A 17,422-nucleotide genomic window follows, 5' to 3' on the forward strand; every position below is an offset into this window, starting at 1 on the left:
AATCTCAATCGAATAGGTCGCAAGCGATCTTTTCACGCCCTGCGGAACGCTGGATGTTCGGAGGTGGCTGGAGGCCGACACTTTCTCTGACCAGTTTCATGCGGATAGCGTCGGCGAAGCCTTCCTGCGACCGGACGGGGATGGCGAAGGAACCGGGGCCGCCGATGACGCAGTCCTCGTAATAGTGGTCCAGGTTGAGCATGGCCTGCCAGGTGTTCTTGTTCGACTTCATCATCAGGGGAAGGCCGTTGATGGTCACGCCGGCTGCGATCATGCGGTCTCGCATGTCGGTCACGGAGCCGCCCTGGTTGTTCGGACCGTCGCCGGAAATGTCGATCACCTGGCGCAGGCCCATATACTGGTTGTTCTGGACCATCTGCACGGATTTCTCGAGTGCCGAGGCAATCGAGGTGCGCTGCACCTGACGGAGAGGTGCTTCGGCGATCTTGGAGGCGAAGTGCGCTGCCGAAGCCGCATCCTGGATTACCGTCCAGTCCGCGACGACAAAGTGCTCATCGACCCCGCCCCATTCCATGTAGGTGACGGCGACGCGGCCGATCGGGCCGACTTCAATGGCATCCAGGAACTCCTGGGAAGTCAGGGCAGCGACATAGCCGGCGCGTTGCACTTCCTGTTCTTCCTTATCCATGGATTGGGAGATATCGACCGCAATAACCAATTCCATGTCGACTTCTGTGCCAGTTGTATAATCAAACTGAGCGAGAGAAATAACCCAGGAAACTAGTGCTTCCTTCAGCATTTTATTCTCTGTTCTGAGCTTGTTGTACTTTCGAGCTGGGCTGAAAGTTCTTTCAGCCACTTTTTTTGTACGTTGATGAAATCCAACCACGCTGCCATATATTCTTGCGTGTGAACCTTACGATCTCCGCGGTCGCTATAAAAACGTTCGTGCAAACTGATACTGTCACGGAGCGTCTGGATCATCGTTTCAAGCGAGCCAGAATTGAGTAACGTGGAGAAACACCGCAACAACATTGTGTCGTGCTCTTTACTGCCGATAACGTCGACCGGCGGCTCTGTCATGCGCTCAACCAGTCTTTGCTTGTCCCAAAACGCTGCCAACGCGTCGACAACAGTTTGCATGAGAGCACCTGCCGATAGAGTATCTAAAATCCTTGCGGGGACTCAGGCTAAGACGCAATGAGCGTTGTTGTCAACGTAAAAGACGTTGAAAAATGATTTGACAGTTTGACCGATATGGGAAAAACATGTCCCGTTTTATTTTGTCGCGGATATGGGAGCCGGCTGTGTAGGGCCGCGGCAATAGAGAGTTACCGAGGCGCCGGCTGAAAAAGGGACAGGTCCAGAACTCAGGCCGCAGCGGAGCGGCCGGGCCCGACGCAGGGTGCGGCGGACGAATTCAAAGCCAGGCTACAACGATGCACCCTAAAAGGTTGTAGCTCGTCAGTTTCTCTGACAGGCACACCCCTATGCGCATGACGATCTACGGCTCTCGATAGCCAAGGACGGAAGGGTTCACCCGCATGCGCGTAGGGAGCTCGTGCCTGTCAGTTTCCCGGTGAATATCGGCACGGTAGGAGTCAAGATGACAGCCATTTCAAATGGCTGTCATCGTTGACCCTGAGAATACGATTCTATGGATAGACTCTACGGAGTCTCTAGGGAACGTTAGGCTCTTTTGCGGATTGAGTTGTGTCACGGTGAGTTTGTCCTTCGTGAGACTCTTGAAACGTTTCACGTAGCCGTGCAGGTCGTCTGTTTTGTTATCCTTGATTTGCAGAACGACATAATCGCCGGCGCGCACTGGAACGTGTGGATGCACGTAAACGGTTTCTCCCGCAATATATCGCGGTTCCATGGATTCCCCAACAATCATCACTGCATAGGCGTTTTTTACCGAAGAAAGCGACGGCGGCGCGAAAATCGAATCAATAAAGTTTCCGTTCAGTTCGAACCTACCGTCAGCACCCCCAACCGCTTGTCCGAAAATTGGAATGCGTTGCCATCCGGACGCATCTACCGTTTGGGGAGGCAACGCGTTGGGGGGAGGCGGTATTGTGGGGAGCTCCTCACCAGGAATCTGTCCAAGTGCAATCACTTCGCTGTCGGTGATTTCAGGATCTCCGCGGCCGACAAGGACCTTCCTCAACTTACGAACCAGTTCTGGTTTGAATGCTTGCGCCTTGAACAGTTCCGGGGTTTCGTAGCGTTGAATGCTAGAACCAACGGTGTATCCAAGTTCCTTCGCAAGGGTGTCACGAGATAGACCTGCGCGCTCTCTCAACTTCCTAAAGCGTTCACTTACATGCATTTTTTCGTCTCCTGGCAGTGCGTGCAGATTTTTTCACATGCACACAGCAAATTCCACGTTGACGTTGGCACGCAAAATGCGTAACGTCAGTGACGTAAAAGACATGCGCAAAGCGCAATAGGAGTTTATATGGCCGAGAGAGTCGAGTTCTCTCAAGCCGACAGAATTGTAGAAGTGTTTGGTGGACGAAAGGCTTTGGCAGAAGCTCTCGGTCACAAACATGGGACTACAGTACAGCGTTGGCAGGAGACAGGTTGGATCCCGCCAAAACACAACGAGGCGATAATTGCGGCTGCGAAAAAGCTCGGTTTACGCCTCAACATCATGGATTTCTGCACGGTAGATCCTTCTCAAGAGGGTCTGTCCGATGTGATCGATCCATGTTCTTGCCTGCTGGCAATCAAGGAGGAAGATTTCTCGCAGAATGTTCCCCCCAAATGACAGGGCAATAGAAATCACCTTCTAGGAAAACGAAGCGCGCTTTGTTTCTCTAGGGTGTGATTTATTGCAATGCCTAGCACATGGATTGTGGACCGTCAACGCAAATTGCGTTTTTTTGGTTTTCTAATGGTTGATTCGGTAATGGATGGTGCTGGTCAGTGGAGTACGTCGGAAGGTGTGAAGGATATTTCATCTTTCGACGAAATCGATCGCACATATGGGTGTATCTACGCTGATATCCCATGGAACCATAAAGGAAATTCTGTTGCCCGACCAGGTAGGAACGCGAGAAGACACTATAAGACGGTTAGTTTGGAGGACGCAAAAAGCTTACCGGTGAAAAAGGTTATCGACACCGATTGTGCCTTGTTTTTTTGGGTTCCCGGACAGTTTCTCGTCATCGGCGCGCACATTCCGATCATGAAAAGCTGGGGTTTTAGGCCAACTGCAATGGGACTGCGTTGGGTGAAACTAAATCCAAAAGCACCCAAGATGTTCATGACAATAGACGATTTCCATCGTGGTCTAGGTTTGACGACGATGAAGAATATCGAAGATTGTGTGCTTGGAAAACGCGGGAAGTCGATGCGTGTGAAGGCAGTATCTGAACTGATCATTGCAAATAGGCGCGAACATTCGCGCAAGCCAGAAGAGGCGCGGGAGCGGATCAGGGAATACATCGGACCAGATGTGCGTGTTCTCGAGTTATTCGGACGATCGCGACCTGAAAATGACGATCTTTGGGATACCTGGGGTGACCAGGTGCAGTTGTTTTGATTGCTGGGGATGTCAAGGGAAGCTCAAGATGAAGACTCAACGACCTTCAGTGGATACCGTTGTAACCAAGTTGGCCGAGGCCACTGGGTGGACAAAAACTGAAGCAAAAACCGCACTTTGCCACTTCACCAATGTTGTGACCGGTCTTCTCGCCGAGGGTGTTCCGGTGAAGCTCCCAGGTGTTGGCGTATTGGCGCCGAAGGAGCAAGCCCAGCGGTCGGCAAGGAACCCCCGAACTGGCGAAGCTATCGTCGTGCCGGCGAAAACTGTGGTGAAATTCAAGGCTGACAAATCACTATCTGACGCTCTCTGAGGTTACTATGGCCAAATCAAGTAAAAATTCGAAGCCGGGCAAGGGGCACAACAGTGAAGTCACTTTGTCTGAAGAGGACATTGAGACGCTCACACGGCAGCATAAGCAGGGCTACGAAAAGGTGCTCTCGGCAAAGAAAGCCGCAGAAGCAGTGTTCAAGAACTACTGCAAGCAAATCAAAACCGATCTTGGTCCAAAAGGTCTCGCCGATATCAAGGTGTTGATCGATTTGGAAACGCCGGAAGGCGAGCAGAAGTTCAAGGACGAAATGGATCGGCTCATGCGCTGTGCGCGGTGGGCGGGTATGCCGCTCAATATGCAGGGCACTCTTTTTGATGAGGATCGAGTTCCGGCGGATGAACGCGCTTTCCAGGAAGGCAAGATTGCCGGCCAGGAGGGGAAAACACTCAAACCTCCATTCGACCCGGGCACCGCGGAATATGAAAAATATACCGAGGGCTGGCACGCGGGTCAGGCTTCGATCACCAAGATCAAGAAACTGAAGGCCGCAAACGATCCGAACGACACCAAGGTCATCAAGCAGCAGGAAAAAGCCGATCAGAAGTCTTCGGAAAAGGACGATATCTCTGATTCTGATGAAACGTCTGGTGACGAAATACCAGACTTCCTGAAGCGTGTTGAAAAATAAAATCAGAATAGATGATCACCGCTGGCTTAGACGTCTCATCCAATAATATTGGCTGGTCGATTAATATCGACGGCAAATATTCATGTGGAACCTTTTCTTCGAAAAGCGTTTTGATAGCTGAGAGAGGTTACCACTATCAGCAGTGGCTTTTCCATTTCCTGTGCGGAAACCACGACGGTGTTCGACGTGGGCCTAAGATTCAAAAACTGGCGATGGAAGAACCATTACCTTCCAACAGAATGCGAAGGGAGGTCAGCGAAGGCGGAATGTTCGACAATAAGATAGTTGAGCGCTTCAAGCCTATGACGTCGATGGCTTCGCTTCGCGGGGCGTATGGGTTCGCATTCGTTACGATGGTTACGGCTCACATAGCCCGCGTTCCCATGATGGAAATCAACGTTCAAAAATGGCGACACGATTTCCTTGGTTTCAGGACTAAGAATACCGACGACTTTGGAAGGCCTTTCAAAGATAAGGGAGCGCGAACAGAATACTATAAGGCAAAAGCTATTGCACGGTGCGAACAATTAGGCCTCACACCAGATACTCACGACGCTGCCGAGGCGGTCGGAGTGAATTTTTGCCTGGATGGTCTCATTCAAAAAGAAGCACTTTCGCGGCGCGTCGCTACTGCGAAAGAAAAAGCGGAAGCCTTATTCTCGTCGCCAGGTTAGAGCATGGCCGAAGAACAATTCTCCCTTCTGGAATTATCGTTGCTCGTCTTGGAAGAGGCTGAGCGTAGAGAAGCTTCATTCAACGCCAAACGGAATCTACCCGGTTTTCAACCGGATCGTGGCGATATGCGTGATGCTAAAATGTGGCGAGCCGCAGCTCGCGCGTTGGAAATTGCCAGTTTTGATCCAGATGGTTTTCGGGACTTCTGTCGCTCTGTTCTTGGGAGAGCGGGGTGAGCGATATTGAAAAATGGCTCGATCGTGCTCGCGATGCCGATATCTTAAAGGTAGCCGAACAACTTGACGCGAAACTCCGAAAAAGCAGTGCGAACGAGTACAGCGGGCCCTGTCCTGTTTGTAACGGCAAAGACAGATTTGTAGTAAATACCGACAAGAGCGTTTTCATGTGCCGCGGCGCAGCCGGCGGCGATGTTTTCGATATGGTCGCCCACGTACAAGGACTCGATGTACGCAAAAACAAGCAGGATTTTTTCGAGGCTGCCGAATTTATCCTCGGGGAGGAAGCTCCTACACCAGATCGAAGGGTTCTTACTCCTGAAGAGCAACAAGAGCGGGAAGTAGCTCGTGCAGCTCGGCAGAAAGATCTGGAAGATCAGCGTGCGGCCGAGGAGGCAGACGAGCGCAAAAAAAAAGCGGACACCAGAAAATACTGCCAAGAGCTTTTCTCAAAGCAGGATGGGATCGATAGCACTCTCGCTTGGAAGTACCTGGATGATCGGAATCTCTCGCCGGATTCTTCCTGGACATTCGATTTCCGCTTCGTGCCGAGCATGCCTTACCACGGCTATAGGGATGCAGAGGCAGAGGAGACCGAGAAACTTGGCGAATTTCCCGTCTTGCTCGCCGCTATTCGTGACGTTGCGATGCGAATTATTGGTCTCCACCGGACCTATCTGGATCCCGCCGGCAATGGGAAATTGAATCCGCCTGGAGATGTAACACGCAATAAGGCAAAGAAGATCATCGGTGAACACAAAGGCGGTCTTATCCGCCTTTCGCCTATTCGTCCCCAATTCGTGATTGGGGAGGGAATTGAAACCACCCGGGCATGGGCGCTTCTGGACTTGATGGAGGCAGACCTGGGTTTTGCCGCAGGTATTTCTTTGGGCAATATGTGCGGCTCGTCGACAGGTTCAATTCCACATCCTGAAAACCCAAAACAATCGATCCGGAACTGTCAACCGGATCCAGAACGTCCTGGGATGGTTCTTCCGGCCGAAGTGGAGGAGCTCTACCTGCTCGGTGATGGTGATAGTGAACCTTCGGCTACCAGGGCTGCTTTGATCACCGCCGGCCGACGACATCGGGATGATGTTTCTGTTTTCATTCACATGGCTCCATTCGAAATGGATTGGAGCGACGTGCGATCTGCAGACGAGCAGATCGCGATCAATTCTCTTCCCGTCGTAAAATCCCTCAAGGAATTTGAACGGGAATCTATCCGATACATCAAACCGCATGTTTCGAAGTATGGCCGGCTGCGGTGGCGAGATCTTGATAAACCTGGACCGGAATATTCCTATCTCATTGACGACTTTCTGACTGAAGGTGGAAAATCCATCATTGCGGGTGCCTCACAGAGTGGAAAATCGTTCCTGGCTATCCATGCTGGAATGTCGATCGCGCTCAGACGTCCGTTCTTCGAGCGTCTGGTTCCAAAGAAAGGTCTTGTTATTTACCAGGCAGGGGAGGGCGCGCTCGGTATCAAAAACCGCCTGAAAGCGTTTCGGAAATACTTTGACGTTCCAGCAGACCAAGACATCCCCTTTGAGCTTTTGATGTCAAAAGTTGACCTCTACCGAAAGGATGGAGACACAGCTGGAGTGATCGAAGAGATTCGCGGAATCTGTCTGGATTATGATGTTCCTTTGGCGGCGGTTTTCTTTGACACACTCGCGACTGCACAGGGAGGGGCAGACGAAAATAGCGGAAAAGACATGGCCGCGGTCATGTCGAATATTGATCGAATTCAAATAGCGACAGGAGCACATGTCTGCCTTGTACACCATATGAACGCTGGCGGCACGAAAGTACGGGGACATAGCTCCATCGTTGCGAATATCGACCAAACCATCCTGGTCACGAAGGATGAGGAAACTGGCGTCCGCACCGCTCTTCTCGAAAAACAGAAGGACGGCGAGAACGGCCTAGAGATAAAATATGAACTGATGTCGATCGAAGTTGGTCGTCGTGCGTTTGATGGGAAATCTATCACCTCGTGTATCTGCCTGCCTGTTGGTGTGAAGGAGTTGGCTAAAGAGCGCCGGCGCAGCTCTTCTCCTAAGAATGCCTTCAGGCCAACCCCTGCCGAGCGTCGTGTGCTTGTTCAGTACTTCCAGGCAGTCAAAGAATATGGCGTTTATTCTGACCAAGAGTTCTCCCAGAAAAACAAGGTCCCGGTTGGCAAGACGTGCCTTCATTGGGACAACTACCGTGCCACAGCCAAAAAGCTGAATTTGACGAACGATGGATCGCCGGAACGTGAAGCAGCAGCCATTCGCCAGGAATTCGCGCGGGTTCAATCAAAATTACTGGAAAACCGCGTTCTAGGTTTGAGTAAACCTTATATGTGGTGGGTAGGTAGGCCGATAGACAACATGCCAGAAACGTATCCGAAAGTACAAACATCGAAAGAACATTCATCTTCACAACAAGAAGATAGACCTGAGATGGCAGAACATCCGGTCACTGGTTTTGATGATCTTCCATTCTAGTTAGAACTCGCAGCAGGGATGTCAGGTACATATTAAGAACAATATGTTCCGTCAAAAGCACAATGAGCGACACGAAGAAGAAACCAAAGGGTTATTACAGCAAGGCAGAAAAAGAAAAGCGAAGTCTTGCTGCTAAAGCAAGGCGTGATGCGAGGAAAATTCAGCAAAAACAGGACCTGGAAAACAAATCTTCCCAAAAACAGCGAGTCGAGATGGCGCGACGCCAGGCTCTCGGCCTATTGGACAAGGTAGTTGATAAATCTCGACAGACAACCACAAAATGGGCAGAAGAACGGGAGGCAGAAAAGAAGGTTGTAAAGGCCAGGCGCAAAGACAAGCACAAACGAAAATTGCAGGACATTCAAAATCTCAAGGTGACTCCGACCGAAGGAATTAACTCGGAAGGCAAGCGGATTCGCGTGGACGCCGTCGCCGGCCGGTTGATGGTCGAACATAAGCGAAATCCAAGGGAGTGGACCCGGGAGATGATAGCTGCCGGCCAACGTTTCGAGAAGGAATTTAACGCTGCGAATTTTGATGGTTTGTCCTGCGTTGGTTTCGATCCGCGAGTGGACGGCGCAGGGGAGGCAAAGCCGCCAACAGCAGTAGTCGCACAGTCAGGGCTTGTCGATCTGGAGGGTGTCATCGGCGGAGAGGCATTCGCCGCCCTGGTGCTGTTCATTGGCTACGGGATGACAATCACCGAGATGAGTAAGTCCGGCTGCGGGCAGAAGCGAGTCGTCGGGGAACGTGTCAGAAACGCACTGCAGTCCGCAGCTGGGTTTTACAACAAGTCGAATAATCTTCCGAAATCTACCTTCATGAAGGCGGCGCAGAAGATTATCGACGGTATGAAAAACAGTCTATGACTTTTGGGAGAGCGCGGCGATCATGTCAACCGCCTCTTGTTCTCCAATCCTTGGCGCTGATTTTGCGCACGAATCGCGGTAGACGGCCTCGAGGGCTTTGGAATAAAGAATCTCCCCAACATCCGCCTCAGCCCCCCATTTCTGGAGATATTCCGCTGCGTTGCGATCGAACATGGCCAGGCTCTTCACTTCATCCTTCAGGATATTCGTGATTATGGCTTTCTGATCATGCGGTCTCTGTACAACAGCATCTGACGCCAACCGGCGCACGCGCACCATTGCTGTTCTCACCCTCAGTTCCGTTTGACGTTCCGCCATGGGGATGTTTTTCCGCTCCCGGTGAAACCTGGTGAGCTTGCTGTGCAATTTTTTGCTGTCCGAATATGGTGCGAAACTGCGCCAGCACAATGCGACGGTACCAGCGATCAACAGCATCCCTACAAGAAGATTACCCATCGCGCTTGTCCCAGGTGACGCTGTCTGTGTGTTCTTGCGCGACTTCGCGGACACCAGGAAGTGTCAGGAGACGCAGGAGTAGAGCGAGTGGCACCGGCGCGTCTTCTTCTCCGTGGATCCACTTCATAACGCGCCGCAGGTCCGTTCCGTAGTGAATCGCAAGTTCCGTCGGTGTCATGTCGAGTTCAGTCAGCGCGGCGGCAATCTCGGCGCCGCCGATGCGCTCGTAACCATGCTTCATCGTCGAGCGGGTCTGGCTGTTCAGAATATCGCACAGATGCAGCCCGGCCGCGCCAAGCGCCTGCCAGCGACCGTTATAGAGGGCAATGTCGCCATCCGGGTCGAACAGATGCTCAGTGGTTTTGCCGGGAAGGCTCACAGCGGCTGAGAAACCATTGTCGAGTTTTTGAGTAGCGATCTCGTAACGCTTCGACTGCCTCCGTGGCTGCTGCGTCCGCTTGGTGAGGTCGAAAACTTTGGTCTTGGGATTCATGTTTGCTCTCCTGTCGTTTGTCACACTTGACTTGGTAAAGATAATTGTAGCCGTCAGGCTAACCTGGTTACCACCTTCGATCTGTGCTGTCTTCGGATGCGATGAGGCATGGCTTGGAAATTTTCGCCATGTCCAACTCGGTCACTGGATCACTGCTCCCTACGAGATCACCGCAGAGTTCGCGCGCTTCTTCAGTACTCACCGCGAATACGATATGAATCTCACCAGATCGATGCCAGTTTTCTGGGTCAGGATTGCTTTCACCAACAACAAACAATTTCATTTTAGGCTGAGCCTGACTATCTGACATATTCACCCTCTTCAAGTTCGTCTGGGAGGTAATCTTTTGGATCTGGGAAGGTTATAGGTTTCCAAAGGGCCGGTTTACCAAGAGCCTGACCGTTCGTGAAAATTTCCCATCGATCTTTGTGGATACGAACCATTCTTCCAAGCAAAACACGCGGTGGAACATAGGTTCTTACAAACCTAATGGTTGGATAGTAGACTAGAAAATTCTCGCCGCGCGGTGCGTCTCTTTCTGCCGTTGAAACTGAAAACCAAGCCTCTTCAGGTTTGTCGCCGATGTATTTCATCAAAGAATAGCCTTTCTCTGGTGTGGCGCCGGTTGATCGCTGCGTTTCAGGAATCGCGAGAATGACCAACGCATAGTCGGATTATCGCCGAATTGATCATCGACCTGTTTTTCCATGCGATCGAGTTCATGAATGCGGTCGGTGATCTCGTCCAAGCGTAGATCATGCAGGCCCAATTCGTTCATGGCTTGGCGATATTGCCAGTAGAGTTCCTGGGCAGCTGCCATACGCGTCTTTTCGGACGCGATGTATTCGCGCTGTTTGCGACGGCAGATTTTCTGAAATTCCTGGAAGGTTGTCATCTGTACTCTCCTTTCGATTGCCACGATTGGCGGTTTGAGTTAATTATGGACTAGGCGGGCCTCCATCATCTTCGAAGCGGCCAATATCATCGATATGGCGAAGTGAAACATCCTTGGTGCGAAGCCATTCGACTTGTCGTTTCCTGGCTTCTTCCTCGCCGGCTTGTGTCAGGCTTATTTCATCGCCGAAGACCGAAACAAACCACCAGATCCATCCTCGTTCACGGCATTCAACACCCGCGAATTTGGCAAGCAGATCGTCACTCTCATAGGCCCTTCCGAACCAGCTAGAAGAGCATCTTGGTGGGACTGTTCCATTCATGGCGCAAAGCAAGACACGGGTAATCTCTTGCTCGATCACATGGGGTTCAACCTTACCGTAGCCGTCACAAAGGTCACAGGGATCGCCGTTGCAGTCCCACGCCGGACACCGGCACTGGCCGTCGTATGCGTCTTCCAGATCATTCACGGAATAGCCTTCTTCGATGGTTTTCTTGATTGGAATGACCATCTCTCCTTGGCAAAGCCAACAGTCTGGTTTGTATGCTTTAGTACCGTTGCACTCCGGGCATGTCGGTTTTTGCTGTCTGTCAGGCATTGTCCCGGCCTTCCCACTGATCAGTGACACATTCCGCTCCGGCCAGGTCGAACCAGGGCAAGACGCGAGTCCCTCCGGATGGTTGAGGTAGAGAGAAAATATTGACGACTTCAATCTCGCCAGGCTCTTTACTCCATCCTAATTCATCATCTTCGACGTAGGAAAAGAAACTGTCGATTGCCTCCGGGACATTTGACGCTTCAACAAAAAGACTGTGGTCGTCTTCGCTCACAGCGTCCTGTGCGGCGATGAAGTAAATGCTCATGACCGGCCCTCCAATCTGGCTATTGCGGGCTTGATGGTTTCTTCGACGATCAGCGCGCCGGGGTAGATCGGTGTTCCGTTGTCGATGAATTCCATGATGGCTTTCAGCGCGCGCAGCCCGTCCGGAGCGGCCCAGATATTGGCACCGGAGTAGGATTCGATCACGGATCCGCCAAAATACAGGATGTCGCCCAGGCCCTCGAGCTTTTCCTCCCTTTCCTCGTCTTCCCAGTTCATATTATCGGCATAGCTGTTGAACATCTCTGACCGGGCTTCAATCTCGGCATCATCAATATCAAAAGCCATTCCGGCCCAGGCATATGTGCCTTGCTCAGCAACGTCGCCGTCATCCCAGTTGATAACGATTGACCACGGCAGTTTCTGCGGCTCCAGTTCGTAAAGCTGGCAGTAGTGGCGCGCAGCTTCCTCCGGCGTCGGAAAGGTGGTCGGGTGGTCATCCCGGTCACCGAGCGGCACCCAGTAATAACCGGGATTGGCAAACATGTTCTGTTTCAGTTCATAGCCGTTGGACTTGAGTGTTTCGACGTGTGCGTTTGTCATGGTTTTTTGTCCTTTCATAGTGTCACGATTGACGGGACCGGCGCGGGCCGGTTACTTGATCTGGAGAGGAGAGTCGCTTTCGATCACGGAATCGATGTAAACGCCCTCGAAATCCTCACCTTCAAGAAATTTGGTGGTGTCATCGATTTCATCCGGTGCCAAATCGCCGTTGAATTTTGCGATAGCTACGCTCCACGTGTAGCCGTTATAGATGCGGGTTGAAGCCTCATCGTCGCCATAGGCCCGGCCCGTAACGGCGTAGTTTTTCACCGGTTCCGGAGACTCTCCATTGGCCGCCCCCATCGCCGCGCGGACGTGTTTTGTGAAGGCCATTTCAGGGTAATTTTGTTCGATCAAATCGCACCATTCAGCGACAGCAATAAGTGCCGAGTGCATGGTCTCAGATGCTGCGAACAGAGCGGCAAGGCGCTTTGCCTCGTCATGTCCGACACTATCAGGGAAAACCTCGGCGACTTCGTCTTCGCCGTTGTCGATGATGTATGCGCCGGTCATTTGGCTGCGATTGAAAAACAAACTCATGTCGATCACTCCTCCTCGTCGCTGGATTCGATTTCAACCGGCTCATCGCCGAGAATGGACCGGGCCTTGTTGACGGCCTTCAACATCATGTCGTCTTCACCGGCCTTGGCATCGTCCATAGCGGAAGTGTTCTCAGCCTCTTCGAGAACATCTTCCAAGGCGTCGAACACCTCCGGGCAGATACCCCGGGCTTGTGCAATCCGTTGCGCCAAATCGTCGGTATTGGTCATTTGTTTTCCTTCCATTCGTCACTGTTGACGGTTTCGCGGACCGGCTCAGAAGAGCATCCAAAGCCGGTCCAGGTTCAGCCATGCCGCCCCAAACAAAAGCACGGCGGCAAAGGCGCAAAGGTCCTTTAGGAGAAGCACGGGTTAAGCCCCCGTGATCCGGATAATTTTGGTGTAGACCTTCGCTGTCTGGAAAGTGTCAGGCCCCAGCGTTTCCAGTTCTTCGGCGCGGTCATGCGAGAACGTGACCGGCACCAATGCGACAAGAACAGGCGGGCAATCGTGGCCGCCGCGCCCCATCAGGGACTCAGCTGCGGCCATGTGCTTGCGGACCTCCCGGAAAGGCGGGTTCATGAGAATTCGGGGGAATTCCACCTTTCCGGCCCGTTCGGCGGACCATTCCAGAAAGCAGGCATTGACCACGGTTCCGAACCGGTGAAGCTGTCCCGCAAGCTTGTGGTGCCGTTCGACCTGCACAAGCTCGCTTTGGCTATACCCGGACGCCAAGAGCGCCCGCGATAACTGGCCGGTCCCGGCGCTTGGCTCAAGGGTCAGGTAATCCCCTTGCGACCCCAGGTAATCGACCATGCGCGCGGCAACATCCCCCGGCGTGACGTGGCATTCGGTGAACTTGTCGACCGTGACCACTTCCACCGGTTCAATGTTGGGACCGGCGAACCGGTCCCGCTTTCTGACGTGAAGCCGTTGCGGTCGCTTCGGCATCTTGTAGAGATCCGATTTCATGCCGCTTCCTTCACGATGCAATCACTTTCCGGGATCGGGTGCGCCTTGCTGTCGGTCAGGAACACGGCGACCCAGCCAGCTTGATAGCGCGGCCCCTCGTGTTTCGGATTGAGGCAAACACGGACCCGGAACGAGCCATCAGACGCGGTAAACGTTCCCCGGTGTTCGCTGTAAATCGCGCTGTATTCCGCTTTGGTCATGTGTTGCACGTTGATTTCGTCATCCCGGCCAAACCTGGAAATGCGGACCGTTGCCACGTCAAAATTCAAGATCGGGGCTTTGGCGTTCCTCGATTTCTGCGGCACGGAATAGCCGCAATCTGCCATCAGCTTGCGCCATTCGTCCGCGTCGAGTTCCAGCGCTTTGCCGTTGGCAATGTGAGCCGGAAGCGGAACCGACGATTCCAACACATAGCCGGTTTCGGTTTTGGTGGCCTTCGGCTTGTATGCCCCCTGTTCGCGGGCAAACATCTGGATAGCGGTTTCCCGCAATTCGCCTTCGTGGCGCGGCACTGTACCGAGCATTTCCCGCTCGAATGACAGGCGATTGAGGATGTGCACAATCCAGCGTTCGGAGCGACCGGAGGCAAGCGCACGCTCGAACCGGTCAATGCTTTCCTGCCGTACCTGTTCCGGCGTTTTCTCCCCGTTTTCCACGGCCATGTAGTCACCGAAACGGGTTATCGGACCGGTGGCGATTTGGCCGATACCAATCAGCTTTTTGATTGCTTCCGGTTCGGTGAACCGTTCCCAAAGCGACAAGGCGGCGTGATAGTGGTTCAAGTTGCCTTGCACCTCGCGCAATTCAGAAAGCAATGTCTTGATCCGGCGGGCGCGGACCTTCGGATCATTCTTGCGGTTGGCGTGCCGTTCCACGCCTTCGGCCCGGTAGAGCCAATAATTGGCAAGATCGGTTGCCTTGTGCGCCTTGCGTTCGTTGGAATGCATGCGCTCCTGTGTTTTCCGGGCTTTCCGTTCGGAATGATGACCAACAAGAATTGGTTGCCCGAATTCGAAGGCGCGGGATAGCTCATTGGCCGCCGCCGCAAAGCGGTTTGCATCCCGCTGGCGTTTTTCGGCGAGTTCATCAAGGCGCGCGGCCTTTGCTTCGGCGCGTTCGGCAAGCGTCATTTCTTCCGGCTCGATTTCCCCGGCCAATTCAAGCGCCAGGTCTTCACGTTGTGGCGTCCATTTCGGAGCGACGAAAAGCTCCTGCCGTGGGGCCCATTTGAAACCGGCCTCTTTGACCCGCGCATAGGTCTCAGCGTCGAGGCGAGAAGAGGCATAAAGCCGGATTTTGTTGTCTTCCGGGCTATATGTTGCGGTGATCGTCGTCATCTTTGTAGTTCCTTTCATGTTGCCACAATTGGCAGGCGTTTGAATTTCAGAAACCGGCTTCAATGTCGGTCACAATGGTGTCTTGAACGTCTTTCGGCGTTGTGGGATCGGACAGGCCGCGAAAGTCGATAGATCCGGCGGGGTAATCCGGGGACCGGTCACAGAGCATCGCCATGGCGCGCAATCGCCTTGCATCCTGACGCATCTTTTCAGCATCACCGGCAGACCAAGGCATTCCCTCAGCTTCCCGCCGTTCGGCGGATTGCTCAGCACGGACAGCATTGAAGCGCAGTGAAGTGGCGTAAGTCTTGCCGGGCAGGGTGTACCAAATGACCGGGCACACCACGGTTTCGCCCGTGTCAGCGTTGCGCCAGGTAATGCCGCCGAAACCGTCTTTCGGTACGTGCTGCCATGTGCCTTCCGAAGGGACACTCTGCCGGAAACCGGGCTGTTGATAGAGCGGGGTATATGCCATTCTAGCCCTCTGATTTGTCGATTGCGTCATGAAACCGGATATCGAAGAACGGACCATGTGAGCCGTACCCGGTGGTTATTTTTCTGCCCTTGGAACCGGCCAGATAAACCGGTCCTTTGAACGGGTGCTTTTCCCTGAACGCAGTCAAAGCAGCGTCCCGACTTTCGTGCGGCCCGGTTTTCAACCGTCCCCGCGTTGCCCAATATTCTTGCATCGGCTTTCTCCGGTTTATTGTCGGAACCGGCCCGGCGGACCGGATCCCTTTGACGTCAATTTCCTTGCAAAGCATCGCTAGAGCTGTTTGGTTCACTCCCTTTCAGGACTGCAAGAACAGTGGCCCCCCTATGTGACGTTGCAGGCGTCAGGGACTCGAGTTGGGCACAGGTAGCGAATTTGCAGGGAGTGGCGCGGCGGTGCCGCGCCATGATCACCGGTTAGGCGGCAACGCGTTCGAAGATCTTCCCGCCGATCCGTTCAAGGTCGGCGCGTTCCTCGACATGGGCAACTTTCCGGGCAATGGCAGTAACACCTTGCACCATGTCCCAAGCCGTGCGCGGGTCGCGGCCTTCCTCGACTTGAACGCGTTCGATTGCCGCGCGCGCCTGTTTTGCGGTCAGACCGCGATTGTTGAGCCAGGCGAGGGCCTTGTCGTTGTCGTCGGCAACTTTTGCGCTCTGTGCCGCCTCGACGGCCTGCACAAAGGTAATTGCATCCTGATTTGCATAGCGCTCGATTGCCGGCTGAACTTCCCGGGCCCAGCGGTGCGGAGCGTTGAGACTGTGCCGAATGTGGATAGTCTCGGATTCACGCATGCCGAAAATGCAGCCATTCAGGCAGTAGTCCCGGAAGGTGAAGCCCTCGACTTTCAGGGACGAATAACCAACCTCCGAATTGGAGATGCGCAGACCGCGCCACATGATATCGTCGGCACCGTTCGGCGCCTTCCCGATCACAATCGGGTTTTCCCGGTCAATCAAGAACATGTTGAGCGACCGATCAGAGACACGCAGCCCCATATGTTTTTCAGCTGGAACCCAGCGGCCACCGTCGAGAATGGTTTGAACGGCCTCGACAACTTCTGCATCATCGACGCGGCCATATTTCGGGCCGGTGATAGCGCGCAAATGGGTGTCATCGTGGTAGAGCTTGACTTGTTCAACTTCCCTGTTGTGCTTCAGGGCGTAGTCGAGATTGTCACGCACCAGCATGCCAGGCAGGGAGCGCAAGAAACCCGCCGGGGCTTTCGCGAGCTGGCAGAGTTGACCGAATGACCAGTGAGAGAAGTCAAGCTCTTGCCCGTTGACAAGCATTGTCACAGCGTTCATTTCGTCCATTGTGCGCGGCTGATCGTTGGCGATAACTTCAATTTCCGCGTTCTCGCGCAAGTCGGTTGTCGAGCGGGCGGAACGTTCCTGCAGGTGATCGAGAAGCGAGTCCGGATTGATAAACTGCCGATCGGACCGGCGACGGATCCACCCTAGTTTGTTTTCGATGCTTTCCGCGTTTGCCGAATTCACGTGATTGGCTTGCAGGTTGATAATCTGAGACATTGGTTTTCCTTCCGTTGAGTGCTGGGGAATTGGTGGCTCTAGCCTTGCAGCCACGCACGTTTTGCGGCGCGCGCGGCGCGGCGAGCTTTCCGCCGGTCCTTTGCGCGGGGCGAGTCCGAGAACGGCATGCGTTCGGGGAATTCGTGACGTATTGTGCGTTTCATGGCTTTACCTTTCAAGTGTCACAATTGACGTTTTTCGCATTCTGCGAATTTGGGCGTTTGGCGCCCACCGGAACCGGCCTTAGTCGGTTCGAGTTGGTGTCAGTGTCCGGCGGTTGCCCATAGTTCCGTGATCCAGTCCCAGAGAACTAGCTCAAGCCCGGCACGATCATTGGAGTCGTATTCGCTGCACTCGATATGCAAATGAAAGGTGCCGTCCGGCCTTTCGTTGATTGACGTTTCGCCTTCATAAATCCACACGAACGGGAATATGTCGGGCTGCGCCAATTCGGCGATATGATCCGGCAAGGCCGGATCAGTTGCATTTATGCGGCGCGCGCTAGCGCGGAATTCATCCAACGTCATTACA

At 53.4% G+C, this 17,422-nt stretch carries 26 protein-coding genes; 8 read left to right on the top strand and 18 right to left on the bottom strand.

The genetic code is table 11. The features are described from left to right. Positions 1-4: 4 nt before the first annotated feature. The 3 genes from O6760_RS22475 to O6760_RS22485 form a co-directional block, all read right to left on the bottom strand. Positions 5-685, bottom strand: coding sequence for a DUF1194 domain-containing protein (locus O6760_RS22475; protein ID WP_269581911.1), 681 nt, complete (start codon positions 683-685; stop codon positions 5-7). A 68-nt stretch (positions 686-753) separates the two neighbouring features. Continuing rightward, on the bottom strand, positions 754-1,104 hold the full coding sequence (locus O6760_RS22480; RefSeq protein WP_269581912.1) for a hypothetical protein: 351 nt from the start codon (positions 1,102-1,104) through the stop codon (positions 754-756). Positions 1,105-1,579: 475 nt separating this feature from the next. After that, a complete protein-coding gene (locus O6760_RS22485; RefSeq protein WP_269581913.1) occupies positions 1,580-2,293 on the bottom strand; it encodes a helix-turn-helix domain-containing protein in 714 nt (237 codons plus the stop codon). A 129-nt stretch (positions 2,294-2,422) separates the two neighbouring features. Between O6760_RS22485 and O6760_RS22490 the strand changes: the two genes are divergently transcribed. The 8 genes from O6760_RS22490 (at position 2,423) to O6760_RS22525 (ending at position 8,751) form a co-directional block, all read left to right on the top strand. Continuing rightward, positions 2,423-2,734, top strand: coding sequence for a carph-isopro domain-containing protein (locus O6760_RS22490; RefSeq protein ID WP_269581914.1), 312 nt, complete (start codon positions 2,423-2,425; stop codon positions 2,732-2,734). Positions 2,735-2,821: 87 nt separating this feature from the next. Then, the gene (locus O6760_RS22495; RefSeq protein ID WP_269581915.1) at positions 2,822-3,511 is read left to right on the top strand and encodes an MT-A70 family methyltransferase; all 690 of its coding nucleotides are present in this window, start codon (positions 2,822-2,824) and stop codon (positions 3,509-3,511) included. Between the two features lie 28 nt (positions 3,512-3,539). Continuing rightward, positions 3,540-3,824: an HU family DNA-binding protein gene (locus O6760_RS22500; protein ID WP_269581916.1), complete on the top strand. Its 285-nt coding sequence runs from the start codon at positions 3,540-3,542 to the stop codon at positions 3,822-3,824. 7 nt (positions 3,825-3,831) lie between these two features. Continuing rightward, positions 3,832-4,473 (top strand): hypothetical protein, encoded by a 642-nt coding sequence (locus O6760_RS22505; RefSeq protein WP_269581917.1) that lies wholly within the window; start codon positions 3,832-3,834, stop codon positions 4,471-4,473. A gap of 11 nt (positions 4,474-4,484) precedes the next feature. Beyond that, complete coding sequence (locus O6760_RS22510; protein ID WP_269581918.1) at positions 4,485-5,147, top strand: hypothetical protein; 663 nt, start codon at positions 4,485-4,487, stop codon at positions 5,145-5,147. A gap of 3 nt (positions 5,148-5,150) precedes the next feature. Next, positions 5,151-5,384 carry a hypothetical protein gene (locus O6760_RS22515; protein WP_269581919.1) on the top strand — a complete coding sequence of 78 codons (234 nt, stop codon included), beginning with the start codon at positions 5,151-5,153 and terminating at the stop codon, positions 5,382-5,384. Continuing rightward, the gene (locus O6760_RS22520) at positions 5,381-7,882 is read left to right on the top strand and encodes an AAA family ATPase (protein ID WP_269581920.1); all 2,502 of its coding nucleotides are present in this window, start codon (positions 5,381-5,383) and stop codon (positions 7,880-7,882) included. Before O6760_RS22515 ends, O6760_RS22520 begins: the two co-directional genes overlap by 4 nt. A gap of 62 nt (positions 7,883-7,944) precedes the next feature. After that, complete coding sequence (locus O6760_RS22525; protein ID WP_269581921.1) at positions 7,945-8,751, top strand: hypothetical protein; 807 nt, start codon at positions 7,945-7,947, stop codon at positions 8,749-8,751. On the opposite strand, the gene O6760_RS22530 is transcribed toward O6760_RS22525, so the two are convergent. The 15 genes from O6760_RS22530 to O6760_RS22600 all read right to left on the bottom strand — a co-directional run bounded on the left by O6760_RS22530 (position 8,746) and on the right by O6760_RS22600 (position 17,418). Beyond that, positions 8,746-9,207 carry a hypothetical protein gene (locus O6760_RS22530; RefSeq protein WP_269581922.1) on the bottom strand — a complete coding sequence of 154 codons (462 nt, stop codon included), beginning with the start codon at positions 9,205-9,207 and terminating at the stop codon, positions 8,746-8,748. The two genes, O6760_RS22525 and O6760_RS22530, sit on opposite strands and share 6 nt — an antisense overlap. After that, positions 9,200-9,700: a hypothetical protein gene (locus tag O6760_RS22535; RefSeq protein WP_269581923.1), complete on the bottom strand. Its 501-nt coding sequence runs from the start codon at positions 9,698-9,700 to the stop codon at positions 9,200-9,202. The genes O6760_RS22530 and O6760_RS22535 overlap by 8 nt, the downstream gene beginning before the upstream one ends. A 67-nt stretch (positions 9,701-9,767) precedes the next feature. After that, complete coding sequence (locus O6760_RS22540; protein WP_269581924.1) at positions 9,768-10,010, bottom strand: hypothetical protein; 243 nt, start codon at positions 10,008-10,010, stop codon at positions 9,768-9,770. Then, positions 10,000-10,293 (bottom strand): hypothetical protein, encoded by a 294-nt coding sequence (locus O6760_RS22545; RefSeq protein ID WP_269581925.1) that lies wholly within the window; start codon positions 10,291-10,293, stop codon positions 10,000-10,002. The genes O6760_RS22540 and O6760_RS22545 overlap by 11 nt, the downstream gene beginning before the upstream one ends. Beyond that, a complete protein-coding gene (locus tag O6760_RS22550; RefSeq protein ID WP_269581926.1) occupies positions 10,293-10,595 on the bottom strand; it encodes a hypothetical protein in 303 nt (100 codons plus the stop codon). The genes O6760_RS22545 and O6760_RS22550 overlap by 1 nt, the downstream gene beginning before the upstream one ends. A 43-nt stretch (positions 10,596-10,638) precedes the next feature. After that, positions 10,639-11,193, bottom strand: coding sequence for a hypothetical protein (locus O6760_RS22555; protein ID WP_269581927.1), 555 nt, complete (start codon positions 11,191-11,193; stop codon positions 10,639-10,641). Continuing rightward, positions 11,186-11,458: a hypothetical protein gene (locus O6760_RS22560; protein WP_269581928.1), complete on the bottom strand. Its 273-nt coding sequence runs from the start codon at positions 11,456-11,458 to the stop codon at positions 11,186-11,188. Before O6760_RS22560 ends, O6760_RS22555 begins: the two co-directional genes overlap by 8 nt. Beyond that, positions 11,455-12,018 (bottom strand): hypothetical protein, encoded by a 564-nt coding sequence (locus O6760_RS22565; protein WP_269581929.1) that lies wholly within the window; start codon positions 12,016-12,018, stop codon positions 11,455-11,457. The genes O6760_RS22560 and O6760_RS22565 overlap by 4 nt, the downstream gene beginning before the upstream one ends. A gap of 51 nt (positions 12,019-12,069) precedes the next feature. After that, a complete protein-coding gene (locus tag O6760_RS22570; protein ID WP_269581930.1) occupies positions 12,070-12,558 on the bottom strand; it encodes a hypothetical protein in 489 nt (162 codons plus the stop codon). Between the two features lie 5 nt (positions 12,559-12,563). Beyond that, positions 12,564-12,788 (bottom strand): hypothetical protein, encoded by a 225-nt coding sequence (locus O6760_RS22575; protein ID WP_269581931.1) that lies wholly within the window; start codon positions 12,786-12,788, stop codon positions 12,564-12,566. Positions 12,789-12,929: 141 nt separating this feature from the next. After that, positions 12,930-13,529, bottom strand: coding sequence for a methyltransferase type 11 (locus O6760_RS22580; RefSeq protein ID WP_269581932.1), 600 nt, complete (start codon positions 13,527-13,529; stop codon positions 12,930-12,932). Beyond that, on the bottom strand, positions 13,526-14,866 hold the full coding sequence (locus tag O6760_RS22585) for a DUF3560 domain-containing protein (RefSeq protein ID WP_269581933.1): 1,341 nt from the start codon (positions 14,864-14,866) through the stop codon (positions 13,526-13,528). Before O6760_RS22585 ends, O6760_RS22580 begins: the two co-directional genes overlap by 4 nt. Before the next feature lie 46 nt (positions 14,867-14,912). Further along, a complete protein-coding gene (locus O6760_RS22590) occupies positions 14,913-15,341 on the bottom strand; it encodes a hypothetical protein (RefSeq protein WP_269581934.1) in 429 nt (142 codons plus the stop codon). Between the two features lie 434 nt (positions 15,342-15,775). Beyond that, positions 15,776-16,945, bottom strand: a complete 1,170-nt coding sequence (locus O6760_RS22595; protein WP_269581935.1) for a DUF932 domain-containing protein — start codon at positions 16,943-16,945, stop codon at positions 15,776-15,778. Positions 16,946-17,154: 209 nt separating this feature from the next. Beyond that, complete coding sequence (locus O6760_RS22600; RefSeq protein WP_269581936.1) at positions 17,155-17,418, bottom strand: hypothetical protein; 264 nt, start codon at positions 17,416-17,418, stop codon at positions 17,155-17,157. Positions 17,419-17,422 lie beyond the last annotated feature (4 nt).

It is taken from the genome of Roseibium sp. Sym1, assembly GCF_027359675.1.
Taxonomy (GTDB): Bacteria; Pseudomonadota; Alphaproteobacteria; order Rhizobiales; family Stappiaceae; genus Roseibium.

What these genes read in the sequence shown, in the direction of transcription:
- O6760_RS22505 (WP_269581917.1), top strand. Translation starts at nt 3,832, where the DNA reads ATGGCCAAATCAAGTAAAAATTCGAAGCCGGGCAAGGGGCACAACAGT.
- O6760_RS22545 (WP_269581925.1), bottom strand. Translation starts at nt 10,293, where the DNA reads ATGAAATACATCGGCGACAAACCTGAAGAGGCTTGGTTTTCAGTTTCA.
- O6760_RS22590 (WP_269581934.1), bottom strand. Translation starts at nt 15,341, where the DNA reads ATGGCATATACCCCGCTCTATCAACAGCCCGGTTTCCGGCAGAGTGTC.
- O6760_RS22490 (WP_269581914.1), top strand. Translation starts at nt 2,423, where the DNA reads ATGGCCGAGAGAGTCGAGTTCTCTCAAGCCGACAGAATTGTAGAAGTG.
- O6760_RS22535 (WP_269581923.1), bottom strand. Translation starts at nt 9,700, where the DNA reads ATGAATCCCAAGACCAAAGTTTTCGACCTCACCAAGCGGACGCAGCAG.
- O6760_RS22575 (WP_269581931.1), bottom strand. Translation starts at nt 12,788, where the DNA reads ATGACCAATACCGACGATTTGGCGCAACGGATTGCACAAGCCCGGGGT.
- O6760_RS22585 (WP_269581933.1), bottom strand. Translation starts at nt 14,866, where the DNA reads ATGACGACGATCACCGCAACATATAGCCCGGAAGACAACAAAATCCGG.
- O6760_RS22515 (WP_269581919.1), top strand. Translation starts at nt 5,151, where the DNA reads ATGGCCGAAGAACAATTCTCCCTTCTGGAATTATCGTTGCTCGTCTTG.
- O6760_RS22485 (WP_269581913.1), bottom strand. Translation starts at nt 2,293, where the DNA reads ATGCATGTAAGTGAACGCTTTAGGAAGTTGAGAGAGCGCGCAGGTCTA.
- O6760_RS22550 (WP_269581926.1), bottom strand. Translation starts at nt 10,595, where the DNA reads ATGACAACCTTCCAGGAATTTCAGAAAATCTGCCGTCGCAAACAGCGC.
- O6760_RS22570 (WP_269581930.1), bottom strand. Translation starts at nt 12,558, where the DNA reads ATGAGTTTGTTTTTCAATCGCAGCCAAATGACCGGCGCATACATCATC.
- O6760_RS22580 (WP_269581932.1), bottom strand. Translation starts at nt 13,529, where the DNA reads ATGAAATCGGATCTCTACAAGATGCCGAAGCGACCGCAACGGCTTCAC.
- O6760_RS22525 (WP_269581921.1), top strand. Translation starts at nt 7,945, where the DNA reads ATGAGCGACACGAAGAAGAAACCAAAGGGTTATTACAGCAAGGCAGAA.
- O6760_RS22540 (WP_269581924.1), bottom strand. Translation starts at nt 10,010, where the DNA reads ATGTCAGATAGTCAGGCTCAGCCTAAAATGAAATTGTTTGTTGTTGGT.
- O6760_RS22500 (WP_269581916.1), top strand. Translation starts at nt 3,540, where the DNA reads ATGAAGACTCAACGACCTTCAGTGGATACCGTTGTAACCAAGTTGGCC.
- O6760_RS22600 (WP_269581936.1), bottom strand. Translation starts at nt 17,418, where the DNA reads ATGACGTTGGATGAATTCCGCGCTAGCGCGCGCCGCATAAATGCAACT.
- O6760_RS22475 (WP_269581911.1), bottom strand. Translation starts at nt 685, where the DNA reads ATGGAATTGGTTATTGCGGTCGATATCTCCCAATCCATGGATAAGGAA.
- O6760_RS22555 (WP_269581927.1), bottom strand. Translation starts at nt 11,193, where the DNA reads ATGCCTGACAGACAGCAAAAACCGACATGCCCGGAGTGCAACGGTACT.
- O6760_RS22510 (WP_269581918.1), top strand. Translation starts at nt 4,485, where the DNA reads ATGATCACCGCTGGCTTAGACGTCTCATCCAATAATATTGGCTGGTCG.
- O6760_RS22560 (WP_269581928.1), bottom strand. Translation starts at nt 11,458, where the DNA reads ATGAGCATTTACTTCATCGCCGCACAGGACGCTGTGAGCGAAGACGAC.
- O6760_RS22530 (WP_269581922.1), bottom strand. Translation starts at nt 9,207, where the DNA reads ATGGGTAATCTTCTTGTAGGGATGCTGTTGATCGCTGGTACCGTCGCA.
- O6760_RS22480 (WP_269581912.1), bottom strand. Translation starts at nt 1,104, where the DNA reads ATGCAAACTGTTGTCGACGCGTTGGCAGCGTTTTGGGACAAGCAAAGA.
- O6760_RS22565 (WP_269581929.1), bottom strand. Translation starts at nt 12,018, where the DNA reads ATGACAAACGCACACGTCGAAACACTCAAGTCCAACGGCTATGAACTG.